Genomic DNA, 16,937 nt, shown 5'->3' with positions numbered 1-16,937 from the left:
CTTAACCTTGCGATAGTTCTTAATTATAAAATATATTGACTCAAATCTCGGTTTTGAACAATATCACTTAGCTTCTCGCGAACATATTCCGGGTTAATGACAATGGATTCCAATGTAATCTCAGGCGCCTCAAAGGATAAATCCTCCAGCAATTTTTCTAAAATAGTGTGTAATCGCCGAGCACCAATATTCTCTGTATTCTGATTAACTTCAACAGCGATACGAGCAATTTCATAAATAGCTTCGTCCGCAAACTCAACCGTTATACCTTCCGTTTGCAACAAGGCTGTATATTGTTTTGTTAATGCATTTTTGGGTTCTTTTAAAATAGAAACAAAGTCTTCTAAGGTTAAGTTACTTAACTCAACTCGAATCGGGAACCTTCCCTGAAGCTCAGGAATTAAATCAGAAGGCTTAGCAATATGGAAAGCGCCTGCGCCAATAAATAAAACATAGTCCGTCTTCACGGGTCCATATTTGGTCACAACTGTCGATCCCTCTACAATTGGCAAGATGTCACGCTGAACACCTTCGCGAGAGATGTCGGGTCCGCTGCCGCCGCGGCTATTACTTGCGATCTTATCGATCTCATCAATAAAAATAATACCGGATTGTTCAGCGCGATTAACAGACTCCTGAATCACTTCGTCCATGTCAATCAATCTTTGCGCTTCTTCCTGAGTTAACACTTTCCTAGCTTCTTTTACAAGCAGCTTACGCTTCTTCATTTTCTTCGGAAGAAGATTGCCAAACATCTCTTGCATATTCATTCCAGCTTGTTCATTGCCTTGACCAGCCAACATATCCATCATCGAAGGAGAAGAATCTTCTACCTCGATTTCTACAACTTCATTCTCTAATTTACCATTAGTCAATTGCTCCGCGATTTGAGCCCTTTTAGCGGCAAGTGAGGGATCTGGCGCACTTTCTTCTTGATCGGGTTGGTTTTGCCCTCCAAACAGCATTTCAAGAGGGTTACGCTGTGTTTTGGAACGCGTTGGACTTGGCGCCAGCAAGTTAACAAGACGCTCGTTAGCGAGCTTCTCAGCACGGTCTTTCACCTTTTCCATCCGCTCAGCCTTAACCATGCGTACGGAAGTTTCAATCAGATCTCGAACCATGGACTCCACATCGCGTCCAACATAACCAACTTCTGTGAATTTGGTGGCTTCTATCTTAATAAATGGTGCGCCTACCAATTTAGCTAGTCTGCGCGCAATTTCAGTCTTTCCAACGCCAGTTGGCCCGATCATGAGAATATTCTTCGGAACAATTTCATCCCGCATAGCCTCATCCACAAGGTTTCTCCGATAACGGTTTCGCAGAGCAATAGCAACCGATTTCTTCGCTTTTTTCTGACCTACTATGTATCGATCCAATTCTTGGACAATTTGTTTAGGTGTAAGGGAGCTGTTTGCCATTTTGTACCCTCCTAAGAGTTTTCCGTAGGAAAACTTGCATCGTAAGCATTGGCTAAGTTTTGCTTTAGCAAAACTAACATCGTAAGCATTAACTTTTCAATCGTTAACTATTCAATCTCTTCCACAATAATATTATGATTCGTAAACACGCATATTTCGGCTGCAGTTGTTAAGGCTGCGTGGGCTATTTCCTTAGCACTTAACGACGGCGCATGGCGATGCAATGCTCTTCCAGCAGCTAATGCAAAGCTGCCACCAGACCCAATAGCCAAAATACCGTCATCCGGTTCAATAACTTCACCATTTCCTGAGAGCAGCAGTAAACCGGTTGAATCCATAACGATCATCATGGCTTCAAGCCTCCGGAGAACGCGATCTTGACGCCAATCCTTCGTAAGCTCTACGGCAGCACGCTGCAAATTACCGTGGTGTTCCTCCAGCTTGCCTTCGAATTTCTCAAAAAGTGTAATCGCATCGGCAACAGAACCAGCAAAGCCAGCGATAACCTTTCCTCTATGTAAACGCCGAACCTTTTTGGCCGTGCTTTTCATAATCATGCTGTTGCCAAATGTCACTTGCCCATCTCCCGCAATAGCTCCCTTGCCTTGATGACGAATGGCAAAGATTGTTGTCGCATGAAACGTAGCTTGATTAGGATCCATCTCTTCTCACCTCTCAAATGGAATCATACACCATGAAAGTCACTTTTTACGTTGGTTTCGGTCTCATAAATGAGATAAACCTCTAGCGAGGTCAAATCGAGAAATGACCGCATCTAGAGGTAAATGTATGAGGAAACGAATGAAAAATGCTTCAAAACATAATTATAGTAACATAGCAAAGAGTCCAATTACAACCTACTCTGCATATGTTTTCTTAAAATTCTGAATACTTTCCAAGGCACGGTTAGCCAGCTTCTCGTATTTTTCTTTTTTATTGCGAATTCGTTCGGGTAATTGAGGAAGCAAACCAAAATTAGCATTCATCGGCTGAAAATGTTTAAAATCAGCTGTCGTAATGTAATGTGCCATACTGCCTAAAGTCGTTTCCTCCGGTACAATCAAACAAGACTGACCTTTAGCTAAACGCCCCGCATTCATACCTGCAATAAGACCAGAAGCTGCCGATTCAACATATCCTTCTACACCCGTCATTTGACCCGCAAAAAACAAATTTTCACGACGTTTAAATTGATACGTAGGCTCAAGAAGCTTTGGAGAGTTTATAAACGTATTGCGATGCATAACACCATAGCGTACGAACTCTGCTTGCTCTAACCCTGGAATCAAAGACAATACCCGTTTCTGCTCTCCCCACTTCAAATGGGTTTGGAAACCGACTAAGTTATACAAAGTTCCAGCTGCATTATCTTGACGAAGTTGAACGACAGCATGCGGCATCTTGCCTGTATGTGGATTTATTAAACCGACTGGTTTCATCGGCCCGAACAGAACCGTTTGTCTACCGCGCTTCGCCATGACTTCTAAGGGCATGCAGCCTTCGAAATAAATTTCTTTCTCGAATTCCTTCAGCTCAGCAACCTCAGCCGTTATTAAAGCTTCATAAAAAACGTTGAATTCTTCTTCTGTCATAGGACAATTAAGGTACGCGGCCTCTCCCTTGTCATAACGGGAAGCCAGATACACCTTATTCATATCAATGGAGTCCTTCTCCACGATCGGAGCTGCTGCATCATAGAAGTACAAGTACTCCTCACCCATAAGCTCTTTAAGGCCAGCTGAAAGTGCTGGTGATGTCAATGGACCTGAGGCAACTACCGTAATACCTTCAGGTAAAGTTTGAACTTCCTCATTGCGAACTTCTATGAGCGGATGGTTGCGTAGCGTCGATGTAACTGCTTGAGAGAAACCGTCACGGTCAACAGCTAGCGCGCCTCCTGCCGGTACAGCATGCTCATCAGCACAAGATAGAATGAGCGAGTCCATACGTCTCATTTCTTCCTTGAGTACTCCTACAGCGTTGGTAAGACCATTCGAACGTAGTGAGTTACTACAGACCAGCTCAGCAAACTGATCAGTTATATGTGCTGGGGTTTTACGGACATTACGCATTTCGTATAAAGTAACAGGCACACCCTGACGGGCAATTTGCCAGGCGGCTTCACTTCCAGCCAATCCTGCACCGATGACTGTTACTCTTTGATATTCTGGCAAAATCGGACACCTCTAATCTTTCATATCATCTGAATTATCGTCACTAACTTCTTCTTTATGATCACATTGCGTACACTGAATGCTCACGCCGTTCTTGCTTCTTTTCTCGATCATCATCGAGCTGCATACAGGACATGGCTTATTGATCGGTTTATCCCATGAGACAAAGTCACAGGTTGGATATTGATCGCAACCGTAGAAAACTCGCCCCTTCTTGCTTCTGCGTTCGACAATTTTCCCTGTATGACAAGTTGGACATGTAACCCCAATATCTTTAATGATCGGTTTCGTATTGCGGCAGTCTGGAAATCCAGAGCATGCTAGAAACTTACCGAAACGCCCCATTTTATAAACAAGATGTTTACCGCATTTCTCGCAAATCTCATCTGAGATTTCGTCCTGAATTTCGATTTCCTTCATTTCCTCTTCAGCGAATATAAGCCGCTTCTCAAAGGACGTGTAGAACGTATCCAGAACTCGAACCCAGTCTTCTTTTCCTTCTTCAACGAAGTCAAGCTCTTCTTCCATATGAGCCGTGAACTCGATATCAAGAATTTCAGGGAAAAACTCCTGCATCAATTGAATAACTAACTCACCAAGCTCCGTAGGCACGAATTTCTTCTCTTCGATGGCAACATACCCACGCTTCTGAATCGTCTCCAATGTCGGTGCATACGTACTTGGACGCCCAATGCCCATTTCCTCTAACGCCCTAACTAAACGCGCTTCTGTATACCTTGGAGGCGGTTGAGTAAAGTGCTGCTTCGGATCCACGCTTTGCTTCTGCAAAGAATCTCCCTTAGTCAGAGGCGGCAGCAATTTGTCCTCTTCTGTCGTACCATCGTCATTGCTCTCGACATAAACTTTCATAAATCCAGCAAACTTCATCTTGGATCCATTCGCTCTAAATACGGTATCACCAGCTGTTAAATCAATGGTCATCGTATCTAAGACGGCTGAAGCCATTTGACTTGCAACGAAGCGATCCCAAACCAGCTTGTACAGACGATACTGATCTTTACTTAGAAATGCCTTCATTTGATCGGGTTCTCGAAGTACAGATGTAGGTCGAATACCTTCATGCGCGTCTTGCGCATTAGCATTTTTCTTCGTGTACTGGCGAGGAGTCTCTGGATAGAAGGCAGGGCCATATTTGCTCAAGATAAAATCTTTGGCTTCTTCTTGGGCAACCGGAGAAATGCGGGTGGAATCGGTACGCATGTAGGTAATCAAACCAACCGTACCTTCTTTTCCTAAGTCTATTCCTTCATATAACTGCTGTGCCACAGACATGGTCTTCGACGCACGGAAATTAAGTTTCCTCGCTGCTTCCTGCTGCATAGAGCTTGTAATGAAAGGAGGAGAAGGATTACGCTGGCGCTCTTTCTCTTTCACTTCTTTTACTGTAAATGCATCACTGCCCATCGCAGCTAAAATCAGATCAACATCCTCTTGCGAATGCAGTTCCTTTTTCTCACCGTTAATGCTGTGATACTTCGCTTCGAACACGGTTTTACCAGCATCCAAAACAACGGTAATTGACCAATATTCTTCAGGTTCGAAGGCCTTGATCTCATTCTCTCTGTCTTGTATCAATTTAACCGCAACCGACTGTACACGGCCTGCAGACAAGCCTTTTTTTACTTTTTTCCAAAGTAAAGGACTTATTTTATAACCAACGAGTCGGTCCAGTATACGTCGAGCTTGCTGTGCGTTAACGAGATCTTGATTAATTCGGCGCGGCGTTTTGAAGGCATCCTTTACCGCATCCTTCGTTATCTCATTAAATACAACACGGCAGAGTTCTTCGGATCCTACATCCAAATAATGTGCTAAGTGCCAGGCAATGGCTTCACCTTCACGATCCGGATCCGCCGCTAGATATATTTTTTTTACTTTTTTACTCGCATCTTTTAATTCCTTAAGTATAGAACCTTTACCACGGATTGTTATGTATTTAGGCTCAAAGTTACGATCCACTTCTACGCCAATTTGGCTTTTCGGAAGGTCGCGAATATGACCCATTGAGGCTTTTACAATAAATTTACTTCCCAAATATTTGCCAATGGTTTTGGCTTTTGCTGGTGACTCAACTATGACTAAAGAATCCGCCATGGATCGTCCTTCCTCCCCTCTTGGTTTCAAGGTAAAGTCTATTGGCGAGAAGAAAAGCTTCGTATTAGCCTATGCTAGTATGTAAGTAGAACCCGGAAGCTGTTTAATCGCCTTTTTCATTACCAAAGATAACAGAACTGCATGCAAATGTCCAAACGTAAATTGACTGTCCTCTAATAGAGCATCAATCGAGACAGGCTCATTCGACAACTTTCGAACGATTTCGCCTTCCTCATCCGTAAGAGAAAATGTCGGCACAGGCTTCTTCATGGCACCCTTTTCTTCCGCGCTTAACATATGTTTATAATCTTCTACAATCTCGTCTACACGGGTAACCAGCTTTGCGCCATCCTTTAGAAGCTTGTGGACACCACTACTTTGGTTAGAGTCAATTGGACCTGGAACGGCGAATACATCTCTTGATTCATCCACGGCAAATTCAACTGTAATCAGAGAGCCGCTATCTTCTGCTGCTTCCACAACCGTAACTCCTAATGACAATCCTGCTATGATTCGATTTCTCTGTGGGAACATACCAGGCCTCATGCCCGTGCCTATGGGATATTCAGAAATAATGACACCCTCTTGTTCTATATTTCGATATAATAAGGCATTCTCACGCGGATAAATTTGATTAATCGCACATCCAAGAACAGCAACTGTTTTGGATTTACCTTGCAATGCACCAATATGGGCCTTGCTGTCAATCCCCCTTGCCAGTCCACTTACGATTCCGAATCCCGCTCTAGAAAGGGCTGCTGCCCACTCCTCAGCAATTTTCTTTCCATAAAGCGTAGGGGTACGTGTTCCAACCATGCCAAGGAGACGCCCATTTAATAATGATACGTTCCCTTTCACATATAACACCCAAGGGGGCTGCGCAATTTCCTTAAGGATCGAAGGGTAGTCCTCATCCAAAAGCGTTAGAATTTGAATGGCTTGCTTCTTATATAACTCAAGCTTTTGCTCAATAAAAGTCGGTGTAAACCGCGCAGCTATTTGTTCAGCAATGGAAGTTCGGATACCTTTGGAGGCAATTGCTGCAGCTGAAAGCTCAAACAGCACGTGAGGATCAGGAAAGCGGCTCAGGAGCTGAAGAATCGTTTTCCAACCAACGCCCTCGAGCTCGTGGAGCCCAAACAAAATAAAACGATTATCCATAAGTATATACACTCCCTTCTTGAATAACAAATGGTTGCAAAGCCAAGAAAAACAAATGGTTGCAAAGCCAAGAAAAACAAAAAACCTCCCAAATCCCTGATTCAGGGAGATGGAAGGTTGCTTACCTTCGTTAGAAGAAAACTATTTTTTTGTGATGACTTTATCCAGCATGCCTTTTTCTTCAAGCACGCTAACAAGTGTAGAGCCCATCTCGGATGGTGTAGCCGCTACGCGGATACCGCATCTTTCCATCGTTGCAACTTTCTCAGCTGCTGTTCCTTTACCACCGGAAATAATGGCGCCAGCATGGCCCATACGTTTTCCTGGAGGAGCTGTTTTACCGCCGATAAAGCCTACAACTGGCTTCGTCATGTTGGCAGCAACCCACTCAGCTGCTTCTTCTTCTGCCGTACCGCCGATTTCACCAATCATGATGACAGCATACGTATCTGGATCATCGTTAAAGCGTTTAAGGATATCGATAAACTCGGAGCCTTTAACAGGGTCTCCACCGATACCTACAGCAGAGGATTGTCCAATACCGCGAGTTGTCAATTGGTGAACTGCTTCGTAAGTTAGTGTTCCGGAACGGGAAACTACACCTACGTGACCTGGCGTATGAATGTAACCCGGCATAATACCGATTTTGCACTCGCCTGGTGTAATAACGCCCGGACAGTTAGGTCCGATTAGAACGGTTTTCTTGCCTTCCAGGTAACGTTTTACGTTTACCATATCAAGAACAGGAATACCTTCAGTAATACAGATAACCAGATCAAGCTCAGCTTCAATAGCTTCAATGATCGACTCTGCAGCAAAAGCCGGTGGTACATAGATAACAGATGCCGTAGCACCAGTTGCATTTTTAGCTTCGATAACTGTGTTGAAAACTGGAAGTTGAACTAGCTCACCGTTTTCCAATGTGATATCTACTTTTGTTCCGCCTTTACCTGGGGTTACGCCACCAACCATTTGTGTGCCGTATTCCAGACCGCCTTTGGTATGAAACAAACCCGTAGCGCCGGTAATCCCTTGAGTAATGACTTTTGTATGTTTATTAACCAAAATACTCATGATCTTTTGTTCACATCCCCTATATTATTTGAAACCGCTCGGGTTTAATTATTTAACTAAAGCAACGATTTTTTGTGCGCCGTCTGCCATGGAGTCAGCAGCAACAATGTTCAAACCGGATTCGTTAAGAATCTTTTTACCAAGTTCAACGTTTGTTCCTTCAAGACGAACAACAAGCGGACGGGAAAGTCCAAGCTCTCTAGCAGCAGCTACAACACCATCAGCAATAACGTCACAACGCATGATACCGCCGAAAATGTTAACGAAGATCCCTTTAACTTGCTCATCGGACAAGATGATTTTGAAAGCTTCAGTAACTTTCTCTTTCGTAGCACCGCCCCCTACGTCTAGGAAGTTAGCCGGGTCTCCGCCGTAGTGCTTGATAATGTCCATAGTGGCCATAGCAAGTCCTGCGCCGTTAACCATACAACCGATGTTTCCATCAAGAGCGATGTAGCTAAGGTCGAATTTAGAAGCTTGAATTTCTTTCGCATCTTCTTCTTCAAGGTCACGAAGTTCAACGATATCTTTGTGACGGAAAAGAGCGTTGGAATCGAAGTTCAATTTGGCATCAAGAGCCATAACGTCGCCAGAACCAGTAACAACCAAAGGGTTGATTTCGGCAATGGACGCGTCTTTCTCTACGAATGCTTTATAAAGAGCAAGCATGAATTTAACCGCTTTGTTAACTAGCTCGTTAGGAATGTTGATGGAGTAAGCAAGTCTGCGTGCTTGGAAAGCTTGAAGACCGATAGCTGGATCCACAACTTCTTTGAAGATTTTCTCAGGAGAATGCTCAGCAACCTCTTCAATCTCCGTACCGCCCTCTTCAGATGCCATCAAAACGACGCTGCCTGTCGCACGGTCAACAACAACACCAACATAATATTCTTTCTTAATGTCACAGCCTTCTTCAATCAACAGGCGTTTAACTTCTTTGCCTTCAGGACCTGTTTGGTGAGTGACAAGAACTTTACCCAGAATTTCGCTAGCATATGTACGAACTTCATCGAGGCTTTTGGCTACCTTAACGCCGCCTGCTTTCCCGCGACCTCCGGCATGAATTTGCGCCTTTACAACAACGACGGATGTTCCGAGTTCTTTTGCTGCTTCAACAGCTTCGTCAACGGTAAAAGCAACTTTTCCGTTAGGAACGTTGACTCCGTACTGTCTCAGGACTTCTTTGCCTTGATACTCATGGATATTCATTTCCTAAAATCCTCCTATCAGTATGGACTTTCTAAACGTGCTATACAGGGAAAAAGTGTAATTTCCTATTTGTGTAGTGCACGAAATAAATCTTGCTGCCGGAATTAGTATCACACTTCTTCACAAGCCCTAACCATTGTATCACTAATTTTCGACAGTTTCCTTATTTTTTTCGTTAATGCGTTCGAATTTTCCTTTCACGCTGAAAAACTTTAGCTATCACTTTCCACATAAAAAAAGACGTATTTTCAATATCTGAAAAATACGTCTAGCTTCGACTTTTTTAATAGTGCGGCGTTGTTGATGAATTCATCCGCGGTTCACGCTCCGCTTGTTTAATGAAGCGAAGCTCATTACCCGTGAAACTGCACACCAAGCATTGAATCGTTGGTTCCGGCTCTGCTATCGCGTCAGGATCCTTAAATTCTGTAATATTTCCGGATAGAGCGTCCTTCAAAAACGACTGAGAGTAGCTAGTGATTACACTGAACTTGATACGATTAGAACGACAATTGGGACAAAAATACGGTTTCTCCTGCATATCATCACCTCTAGTTCCAGTATGTGCAAGCTGTGCATTTTTAAAACGTTCGCGATGCTCATTTTGCAGATTGCGTAATTTTACCATTTTCGTATACAATTAGGTCAAAGTATAAAACGGATCAATAAGGAAGCACCTTTTATCCCACTTTATGAAAGCTCGAATCAGTTGCGTAACTATGGAGAGGAAGGTGTTTTTTTATGTATGGCAAAGTCATGAGCGCTTGCTTGCAGGGTATAGAGGGTCAAACGATCGAAGTAGAGGTCGACATCTCAAGCGGCTTACCCCAAATAAACTTGGTCGGTCTCCCCGACTCAGCCATTCGGGAATCTGTTGAAAGAGTGCGTTCCTCCATCAAAAATTGTGGGTATACATTCCCCATGGATCGGATTACAGTCAATCTTGCGCCAGCAGATTTACGCAAAGAAGGCTCATCTTTTGATTTAGCCATTGCGGTAGGCATTCTGATTACAACTGCTCAGGTGCCAATGGACAGCTTGCAAAACACTTTGTTTCTAGGTGAATTAGCATTGGATGGCTCACTTCGTCCCATACCGGGCATTCTTTCTATGGCGCATGCCGCTAAAAAGTTAGGGATTAAACGTGTATGCCTTCCCTTCGCGAATGCTCCTGAAGCCGCTTTAATAGAAGGTATTGAGGTGTGCGCGATATCTAACCTATCTGACTTTAAATCATGGAACAAGGAATCCCATCACGCTTTTATATTTAATGACATTAATTATAAAGGTGGTGAACTTTCGACATTTTCTGCCGAAGAACATAATTTTGTCGAAGATTATGCCGATGTCAACGGTCAGCATCAAGTGAAGCGCGCCATGATGATCGCAGCAGCCGGGATGCATAATATTCTTTTAATCGGTCCCCCTGGAACAGGGAAAACGATGCTTGTAAAGCGCATGCCCTCGATTTTGCCTCCTATGACAGATAAAGAAGCCTTAGAAGTCACGAAGATATACAGTGCCTCAGGAAAGCTTATTGATCGCTCCTCTCTCATGCGAACAAGATCTTTTAGAGCTCCTCACCATACCATATCGCCAGCCGGACTTGTCGGGGGAGGAACAATACCCAAACCTGGGGAAGTTAGCTTATCTCATCGCGGCATACTTTTTCTAGATGAACTGCCGGAATTCACGAGAATGGCTCTCGAAGTACTTAGACAACCGCTTGAGGATCGTCATGTTACAATTGCAAGAGCAAGAGCGGTTTACAAATTCCCCTCCCACTTTATATTGGCTGCAGCCATGAATCCATGTCCTTGCGGGTTTTATGGAGCCCAAACAGAAGCAAATGCTTGCATCTGCAGTCCAGCTAAAATTGTTCATTATCGTTCTAAGATATCTGGTCCCCTGCTTGATCGTATCGATCTTCATGTTGAAGTACCTAAACCGAGTTACACACAACTAAAGGAACGAACCGATCACTTTTCTTCCAAAGAAATGTTATTGCAAGTTATGCGCGCACATGAAAGACAACAACAACGCTATGTCGGAACAGGCATTCAGTATAATAATGAATTGAGCGGCAAGCTAATGAGACAAGTTTGCCATCTAACTCCAGAAGGTGATCAACTCCTTAGTGCCTCTTTCGAAGCTTTGGGACTTAGTGCTAGAGCCCATGATCGCATCCTGCGGCTAGCTCAAACCATAGCTGATCTTGAGGAAAGTGACAGTATCCAGCCACAGCATTTGGCAGAGGCGATTCAATATCGTAATTTGGATAAGAAGCAGCGAATTGAGGAGATTGAAATCTGAAACTATCACACCCCAATAAAAAAAGAGCCATTTGACGCGTTGTCTTATCGACAGACGGTTCTCAAAAGGCTCCTTGTATGTGTTCTATATGAGGTGCGTTTCCATCCACGGATACTTCTACAGTGATCACATCGAATTGAATGGACTGCTCGTATTTTTGAAAACGATGTAAATAAAATTGTGCCGTTTCTTTGACTTTCAATTGCTTGCGATAGTCGACGGATTCTTTGGCTGAGCCAAATCGACCTGAAGGACGCCTTGTTCTGACCTCAACAAAAATTAACTTATTGGCTTTCTCTGCAATAATATCAAGCTCGCCAGAACGGCAGCGCCAATTCCGTTCCACAATTCGGTAATCCTGCTCACTAAGATATGCTTCAGCCAACTCTTCGCCAAGCTTCCCCAACTGCTTCCGATCATCTTTACGAAGTTCTGTCATCTTTCATTCCTCGACGATCTCATTCGGTTATCTGAACGATAAATAAAACTTAATACCTCTGCGACCAATTGATACAGTTCTGGGGGAATTTCTTGATCCAAATCCAACTTAGACAACACTTCAACCAAAGAGGAATCCTCCTGAATGGGGACCCCATTCTCCTTGGCTTTCTGCAGAATGGCTTCTGCCATGTACCCTTTCCCTTTTGCAATGAGGGTTGGGGCTTTTTGCGCTTCAGGTGAGTAGCGAAGCGCTACAGCCTTCTTAAGAGGAGTCGGCTGCGACTCCCCAGATGCATTCCTTTGCGTGGTCATGCTCGGAAATCCACCCCTTTATAGGCTTTTGGCTGATAGAGCGCTCGAAGATCTACTCTACCGTCCGATGCCCCTTGCTTGGAAGCTTCATTCTCCACAACAGGTGGCTGTGGATATGGCGAACATTTCAATGAGATAAATTGGTAACCCGCTTTATTCATGGCTGCTGTTATTTCTTCTTTGGACTCCTCCATTAAGGGAGCTAACGCAGGATGATCATTGTGGATATTCAAGGATACGATTTTGTTAACGACATGTACATCGAGCAACGTATTGCCCATTACTTTCATTTGCAGGTCGAACAGCAAACGACAATTACTCGCGTCTACTTCCCCGCGCTTTCCTTTGCGGGATTGGATGTGAATGGCGGCAGATTGCTGGCCAGTGCCATCCATGAAGGGGACAAACAGTGTCATATGTGCAAACATAGAGCTCTTGTCACCTGTCAACATGAGCTGTTGTCCTGTAATTTGCCCAATAGCTTGCTGCGCCGCCTCTTTGAGCGGCGCTGGCGTGTCATCAGAGGCTGCAAGCTGCAGCAGCAGACTCTTCAGTGTATCAGCAGCAGGCTTGACGGAGTCGTCCTGCTGAGTTGCTGTGGCGATCAGATTAGGCAGCTGATCGTCTGTGTTGTTGCGCCCCCGTAGCATAGCGTCTGCGCGCTCATCTAGCTTTACCGCTAGATGAGACTCGTGCTCAACGCCTACGGCTTTGAGCATGCGACTGATCCAGTTTGGCTCTGGATCAGCCGCAGGCACGCTTGGCGCAGCGCTGCGCTGCTGCGCCTCTGTTGGAGCCGCCATCTGCTTCGCAGGCGGCTCATGTATCTGCGAACCCGCCGCGGGCGGTTCGCCTTCTAGAGGCTCAGCGCTGCGCGCCTGAGCCTCAGTCGTGGCCGCCTCCGCTGCGCCGGCGGCCTGAAGCCCCGCCGCCGGCTGCGCCGAGGCGGCGGGAGGGCTCTCCGCGCGTGGCGCAGCCGCCGCGGGAAGCTCCGCGCCCGCAGCGGCTGCTGCAGCGGGCGGAGCCGTAACGGCAGCAGGCGCAGGCGCGCTGCCGGGCACAACAGCAGGCGGCGACCCTGCGGGAGCCGCCTTACCACTACCGCCAGCCTGCGGAGCAGCTGGCGCAACAACAACCGCCGCGGCCGGCGCCTCCGGCGGTCGCGCAGAAGGCCATGCAGCTGCGGCGGAAGCCCGCAGCTCCTTGAGCAGCGATACCACCTGCTTCGCAGTATCAGCCGCCGGATGTGCCGAATCTTGCTCAAGCAGGGCTGCGACCTGCTGCTCTAGCTGCTCCAGCACCTTTCCGACAGGCGGCCCCGTGGTAACCTGCCTCAAAGCCCCCACAGTCGCCTCTGTGAGCGGCAAACCCTTTTTATAGGCAAGTACAGCTGCCTGTGCCCATTCTTCCTTATTGACACCCTCAGGCACGCTGCGCATTACTGCCTCAAAAGCCTTCACATTCTCCTTCGATACCGGAACGCCTTCCTGCTGCATCTGCTGCACCATTTGACGATTCCCAGCCGTATCTTTCATCGTGAATGCCTTTAACAGCTCGCTAAGCGAATCATCCGCTATTTGAACATCTGACGCCGTTAGCGGCTTGAGCAGGACTTGACCCCCGTTAGATTCCGGCTGTACTTGCAGCATCGTGACATCCCCCTGCTTAAGGGGTGTTTCCAACTTGGCCCGAACCTGCACACCGCCAATATTAATCAACGCCTCCTGGTCGCTCAGCAACTGAAGCACAACACCTTTAACAATTTGTCCTACTTTTAATTCAAGCACCTTACTTTCAGATGCTGTTAAATCACCGACTAAACTGCGAATTAAACCACTAATATTCAGGGTGCTCACCTCAAATCTTCCTAACACTTATGTATATTATCGGCGGCTGATTGCCTTTTCGTTACAAAAATAAGTTATATGAGATCCAATTCCAGCTGTTCAGACTCTAGAACATTCTCTTTCTCTTCTAATTGCGCCATCACATTACGTATAAATAATTTTCGATGCAGCGGTGTAGGTCCATAACGCAAAAGCATCTCTCTATGGTGCTTTGTTGCATATCCTTTATGTATAGCAAGTCCGTACTCGGGATACTTTGCATCCCATTCCACACACATGCGATCTCTGGTAACCTTTGCAATGATCGATGCAGCTGCAATAGATTGACTAAGTGCATCTCCATGAATGACCGCGGATTGTTCGATGTCCAGCTCGACGTTTTCCGCATCAACGAGGAGAAAATCAGGTACTATAGTTAACTGCTGCACAGCCTGTTTCATAGCAAGTCTGGCTGCTTGTTTTATATTAATCGAATCAATCTTGTCCACGTCTACAATGCCTACGCCCACAGCTAAAGCCTCATTCATGATCTGATCATAGAAGACATCTCGCTTCTTTTCAGAAAGCTTTTTGGAATCGTCTACACCTTCCAGCACATATCCCATCGGAAGTATAACCGCAGCTGCGACCACATCTCCAAATAAACAACCTCTTCCTACCTCATCGATACCCGCTATAAGAGTAAAACCTTGCTCCCACAGTTGTTTTTCATGCTCTAGCAATGGCTTTCGCCCCTTTCCATCTCCTCATTATAAAGGATTGGCGCTTAGTCAAGCCACACCCATTTTTTTCACATTCTCTGTATAAAAAGAAAAGCCACCCCGGACCCGCCTGATCAGTTGAGCCCAAAAGTGACCGTTCCTTTATCTCCACTTATCTTTTATCTGAAGGCTTCTCCAAAGAAATACGCCCCATCTTGCCAGCCCTAAGCTCACGAATAATGATTAAAGAGGCTTTGTCCAAATCCACTTTGCCCCCGCTCACAATCGCTCCACGCTTACGACCGATAGCTTCCATGACTTTGACCATTTCCTGTATATCGTCCAAATCCTCAGGGAGGTCTTGAACCCCAAACCGCTCTTGAATACCGGCCCCATAATTCTGAACCATGTATTTAACGATAAAGAGTGCTATCTCGTCTAAATGAAGCAGTTCTTCTTTAATCGCACCTGTTGCTGCCAATCTCATTCCAACCATTTGGTCTTCGAATTTTGGCCACAAAATACCTGGCGTATCAAGCAAGTCCATTTCGGTTCCAACTTTAATCCATTGCTGCCCCTTCGTAACACCTGGCTTATCTCCAGTAGCCGCAATCTTCTTACCTGCCAGTTGATTAATCAGCGTCGATTTCCCAACGTTCGGGATACCTACAATGAGCGCCCTTACAGCACGAGGATTAATCCCTTTACTTAGCTGCCGTTCAATTTTATGGGCCCAAAGATGCTTAACACGCGGCAAAATTTCTTTGACATGCGTTCCGGTTGCTGCATCGATCGGCAATGCGGGGAGACCTTGATCAGCGAAATACTTAATCCAGTCTGCCGTCACTTGCGGGTCTGCCAAATCATTCTTATTAAGCAGTACCAATCTCGGTTTATCTTTCAAAATCTCATCAACCATCGGGTTCCGACTGGAGAGAGGTATGCGGGCATCCAAGAGCTCGATCACAACATCAATCAGCTTAAGCTTTTCTTCAATTTGTCTTCGAGCCTTGGTCATGTGACCGGGAAACCATTGAATGGTCATTCTTCTTCACCTCAAAAATGTATGAAACTGATTTTGCTCACTGGCCAAAAAATGACTTCCGCACGGCCTACAATTTTGTTGTAAGGTATGAAGCCGATCGCTCGGCTGTCTTTGGAGTTACCACGGTTATCTCCCATTGCGAATATTTCACCATCAGGCACTTTTTTCTCTTGAAAATCGGATAACGTATTATAGGCATGTCCTTCTTTTTTCGCCTGCTCAATCGCATCCTTGATGTAAGGCTGATCAATCTCTTGACCATTAATGAACACCTTGTCACCAGTAACCTTTACAGTCTCACCTGGGAGAGCAATTACGCGTTTAATGTAATCCTTACCTTCCGGTGCATGAAAAACAATAACTTCTCCACGTTTTGGTGCGCGAATATCATACACAATTTTATTAACGATGAGTCGCTCACCTGTGAAAAAATTCGGACGCATGGAGTCTCCATCAACAATAAAAGGAGAGAACAAGAACCAACGAATGATAATCACGAGCACTCCCGCGATCACTAATGCTTTGATCCATTCCCATGTTTCGCTTTTCGTTGTTTTAACGGGAGTCGTTTCTGTTGTCTTATCCGGCTCTATGTAAGGCTGTTCTTGATTATTGTGTTCCATCACTGATTGCCTCTTTTCCAGTTTTGGTTTATCTCTATTATGTACCATGAAAATGAAAAGGAGACTTGCCTGAACAAGCCCCCCGTTTTCTTATCGAATTTCTTTAATTCTTGCTGCTTTACCACGAAGACCACGCAGATAATAAAGTTTCGCACGACGAACTTTACCACGGCGAGCCACTTCAATCTTGTCAATCTTCGGAGAATGGAATGGGAAAGTTCTTTCCACACCCACACCGTAAGAAATTTTACGAACTGTAAACGTTTCGCTGATTCCACCGCCGTGGCGTTTAATAACAACACCTTCGAACAGCTGAATACGCTCACGTGTACCCTCGATAACTTTTACGTGTACTTTAAGTGTGTCTCCTGGACGGAAATTAGGAATATCCGTACGGAGTTGCTCTTTCGTAATCTCTTGAATAAGATTCATAGTTGACTCCCTCCTTCCACACAGGTGTTCATTCCGCTTATTGGCATAGTCGTTCTTAGTTGTTATGCG

The 16,937-nt window shown here is 45.2% G+C and carries 16 protein-coding genes; 1 reads left to right on the top strand and 15 read right to left on the bottom strand.

From position 1 onward, the window contains the following. Positions 1 to 23: 23 nt before the first annotated feature. The 8 genes from hslU to G519_RS0114620 all read right to left on the bottom strand — a co-directional run bounded on the left by hslU (position 24) and on the right by G519_RS0114620 (position 9,695). Positions 24 to 1,421 (bottom strand): ATP-dependent protease ATPase subunit HslU, encoded by a 1,398-nt coding sequence (gene hslU, locus G519_RS0114655; RefSeq protein WP_029195349.1) that lies wholly within the window; start codon positions 1,419 to 1,421, stop codon positions 24 to 26. A gap of 107 nt (positions 1,422 to 1,528) precedes the next feature. After that, positions 1,529 to 2,083 (bottom strand): ATP-dependent protease subunit HslV, encoded by a 555-nt coding sequence (gene hslV / locus G519_RS0114650; protein WP_029195348.1) that lies wholly within the window; start codon positions 2,081 to 2,083, stop codon positions 1,529 to 1,531. A gap of 195 nt (positions 2,084 to 2,278) precedes the next feature. After that, complete coding sequence (gene trmFO, locus G519_RS0114645) at positions 2,279 to 3,595, bottom strand: FADH(2)-oxidizing methylenetetrahydrofolate--tRNA-(uracil(54)-C(5))-methyltransferase TrmFO (RefSeq protein ID WP_029195347.1); 1,317 nt, start codon at positions 3,593 to 3,595, stop codon at positions 2,279 to 2,281. A 12-nt stretch (positions 3,596 to 3,607) separates the two neighbouring features. After that, entirely contained in the window at positions 3,608 to 5,710 is a 2,103-nt protein-coding gene (gene topA / locus G519_RS0114640; RefSeq protein WP_029195346.1) for a type I DNA topoisomerase, read from the bottom strand. A 69-nt stretch (positions 5,711 to 5,779) separates the two neighbouring features. Further along, a complete protein-coding gene (gene dprA / locus G519_RS0114635; protein ID WP_029195345.1) occupies positions 5,780 to 6,871 on the bottom strand; it encodes a DNA-processing protein DprA in 1,092 nt (363 codons plus the stop codon). A 141-nt stretch (positions 6,872 to 7,012) separates the two neighbouring features. Next, positions 7,013 to 7,945 (bottom strand): succinate--CoA ligase subunit alpha, encoded by a 933-nt coding sequence (gene sucD, locus G519_RS0114630; RefSeq protein ID WP_029195344.1) that lies wholly within the window; start codon positions 7,943 to 7,945, stop codon positions 7,013 to 7,015. Between the two features lie 48 nt (positions 7,946 to 7,993). Beyond that, entirely contained in the window at positions 7,994 to 9,154 is a 1,161-nt protein-coding gene (gene sucC, locus G519_RS0114625) for an ADP-forming succinate--CoA ligase subunit beta (RefSeq protein ID WP_029195343.1), read from the bottom strand. Positions 9,155 to 9,437: 283 nt separating this feature from the next. Beyond that, entirely contained in the window at positions 9,438 to 9,695 is a 258-nt protein-coding gene (locus G519_RS0114620) for a hypothetical protein (protein ID WP_029195342.1), read from the bottom strand. Positions 9,696 to 9,895: 200 nt separating this feature from the next. On the opposite strand from G519_RS0114620, the gene G519_RS0114615 reads away from it, so the two are divergent. Continuing rightward, positions 9,896 to 11,467, top strand: coding sequence for a YifB family Mg chelatase-like AAA ATPase (locus G519_RS0114615; RefSeq protein ID WP_029195341.1), 1,572 nt, complete (start codon positions 9,896 to 9,898; stop codon positions 11,465 to 11,467). 61 nt (positions 11,468 to 11,528) lie between these two features. Here the strand turns inward: G519_RS0114615 and G519_RS0114610 are convergent, their stop codons facing one another. The 7 genes from G519_RS0114610 to rplS all read right to left on the bottom strand — a co-directional run bounded on the left by G519_RS0114610 (position 11,529) and on the right by rplS (position 16,868). Next, positions 11,529 to 11,906, bottom strand: a complete 378-nt coding sequence (locus G519_RS0114610) for a YraN family protein (protein ID WP_029195340.1) — start codon at positions 11,904 to 11,906, stop codon at positions 11,529 to 11,531. Beyond that, positions 11,903 to 12,220 (bottom strand): EscU/YscU/HrcU family type III secretion system export apparatus switch protein, encoded by a 318-nt coding sequence (locus tag G519_RS0114605; RefSeq protein WP_029195339.1) that lies wholly within the window; start codon positions 12,218 to 12,220, stop codon positions 11,903 to 11,905. Before G519_RS0114605 ends, G519_RS0114610 begins: the two co-directional genes overlap by 4 nt. After that, a complete protein-coding gene (locus G519_RS43040) occupies positions 12,217 to 14,076 on the bottom strand; it encodes a hypothetical protein (protein WP_051253400.1) in 1,860 nt (619 codons plus the stop codon). Before G519_RS43040 ends, G519_RS0114605 begins: the two co-directional genes overlap by 4 nt. A gap of 65 nt (positions 14,077 to 14,141) precedes the next feature. Further along, positions 14,142 to 14,789 (bottom strand): ribonuclease HII, encoded by a 648-nt coding sequence (locus G519_RS43035; RefSeq protein ID WP_064743459.1) that lies wholly within the window; start codon positions 14,787 to 14,789, stop codon positions 14,142 to 14,144. Between the two features lie 151 nt (positions 14,790 to 14,940). Next, positions 14,941 to 15,813, bottom strand: a complete 873-nt coding sequence (gene ylqF, locus G519_RS0114590; RefSeq protein WP_029195338.1) for a ribosome biogenesis GTPase YlqF — start codon at positions 15,811 to 15,813, stop codon at positions 14,941 to 14,943. Between the two features lie 11 nt (positions 15,814 to 15,824). Further along, on the bottom strand, positions 15,825 to 16,436 hold the full coding sequence (gene lepB / locus G519_RS0114585; protein WP_036632967.1) for a signal peptidase I: 612 nt from the start codon (positions 16,434 to 16,436) through the stop codon (positions 15,825 to 15,827). Positions 16,437 to 16,526: 90 nt separating this feature from the next. Then, positions 16,527 to 16,868, bottom strand: a complete 342-nt coding sequence (gene rplS / locus G519_RS0114580; RefSeq protein ID WP_028558249.1) for a 50S ribosomal protein L19 — start codon at positions 16,866 to 16,868, stop codon at positions 16,527 to 16,529. Between the last annotated feature and the right edge of the window lie 69 nt (positions 16,869 to 16,937).

It is taken from the genome of Paenibacillus alginolyticus DSM 5050 = NBRC 15375 (assembly GCF_000422905.1).
In the GTDB taxonomy this organism is placed as follows: Bacteria; Bacillota; Bacilli; order Paenibacillales; family NBRC-103111; genus Paenibacillus_E; species Paenibacillus_E alginolyticus.
Note: the sequence above shows the minus strand (reverse complement) of the source record. Positions and strands in the feature narration are given on the sequence as shown.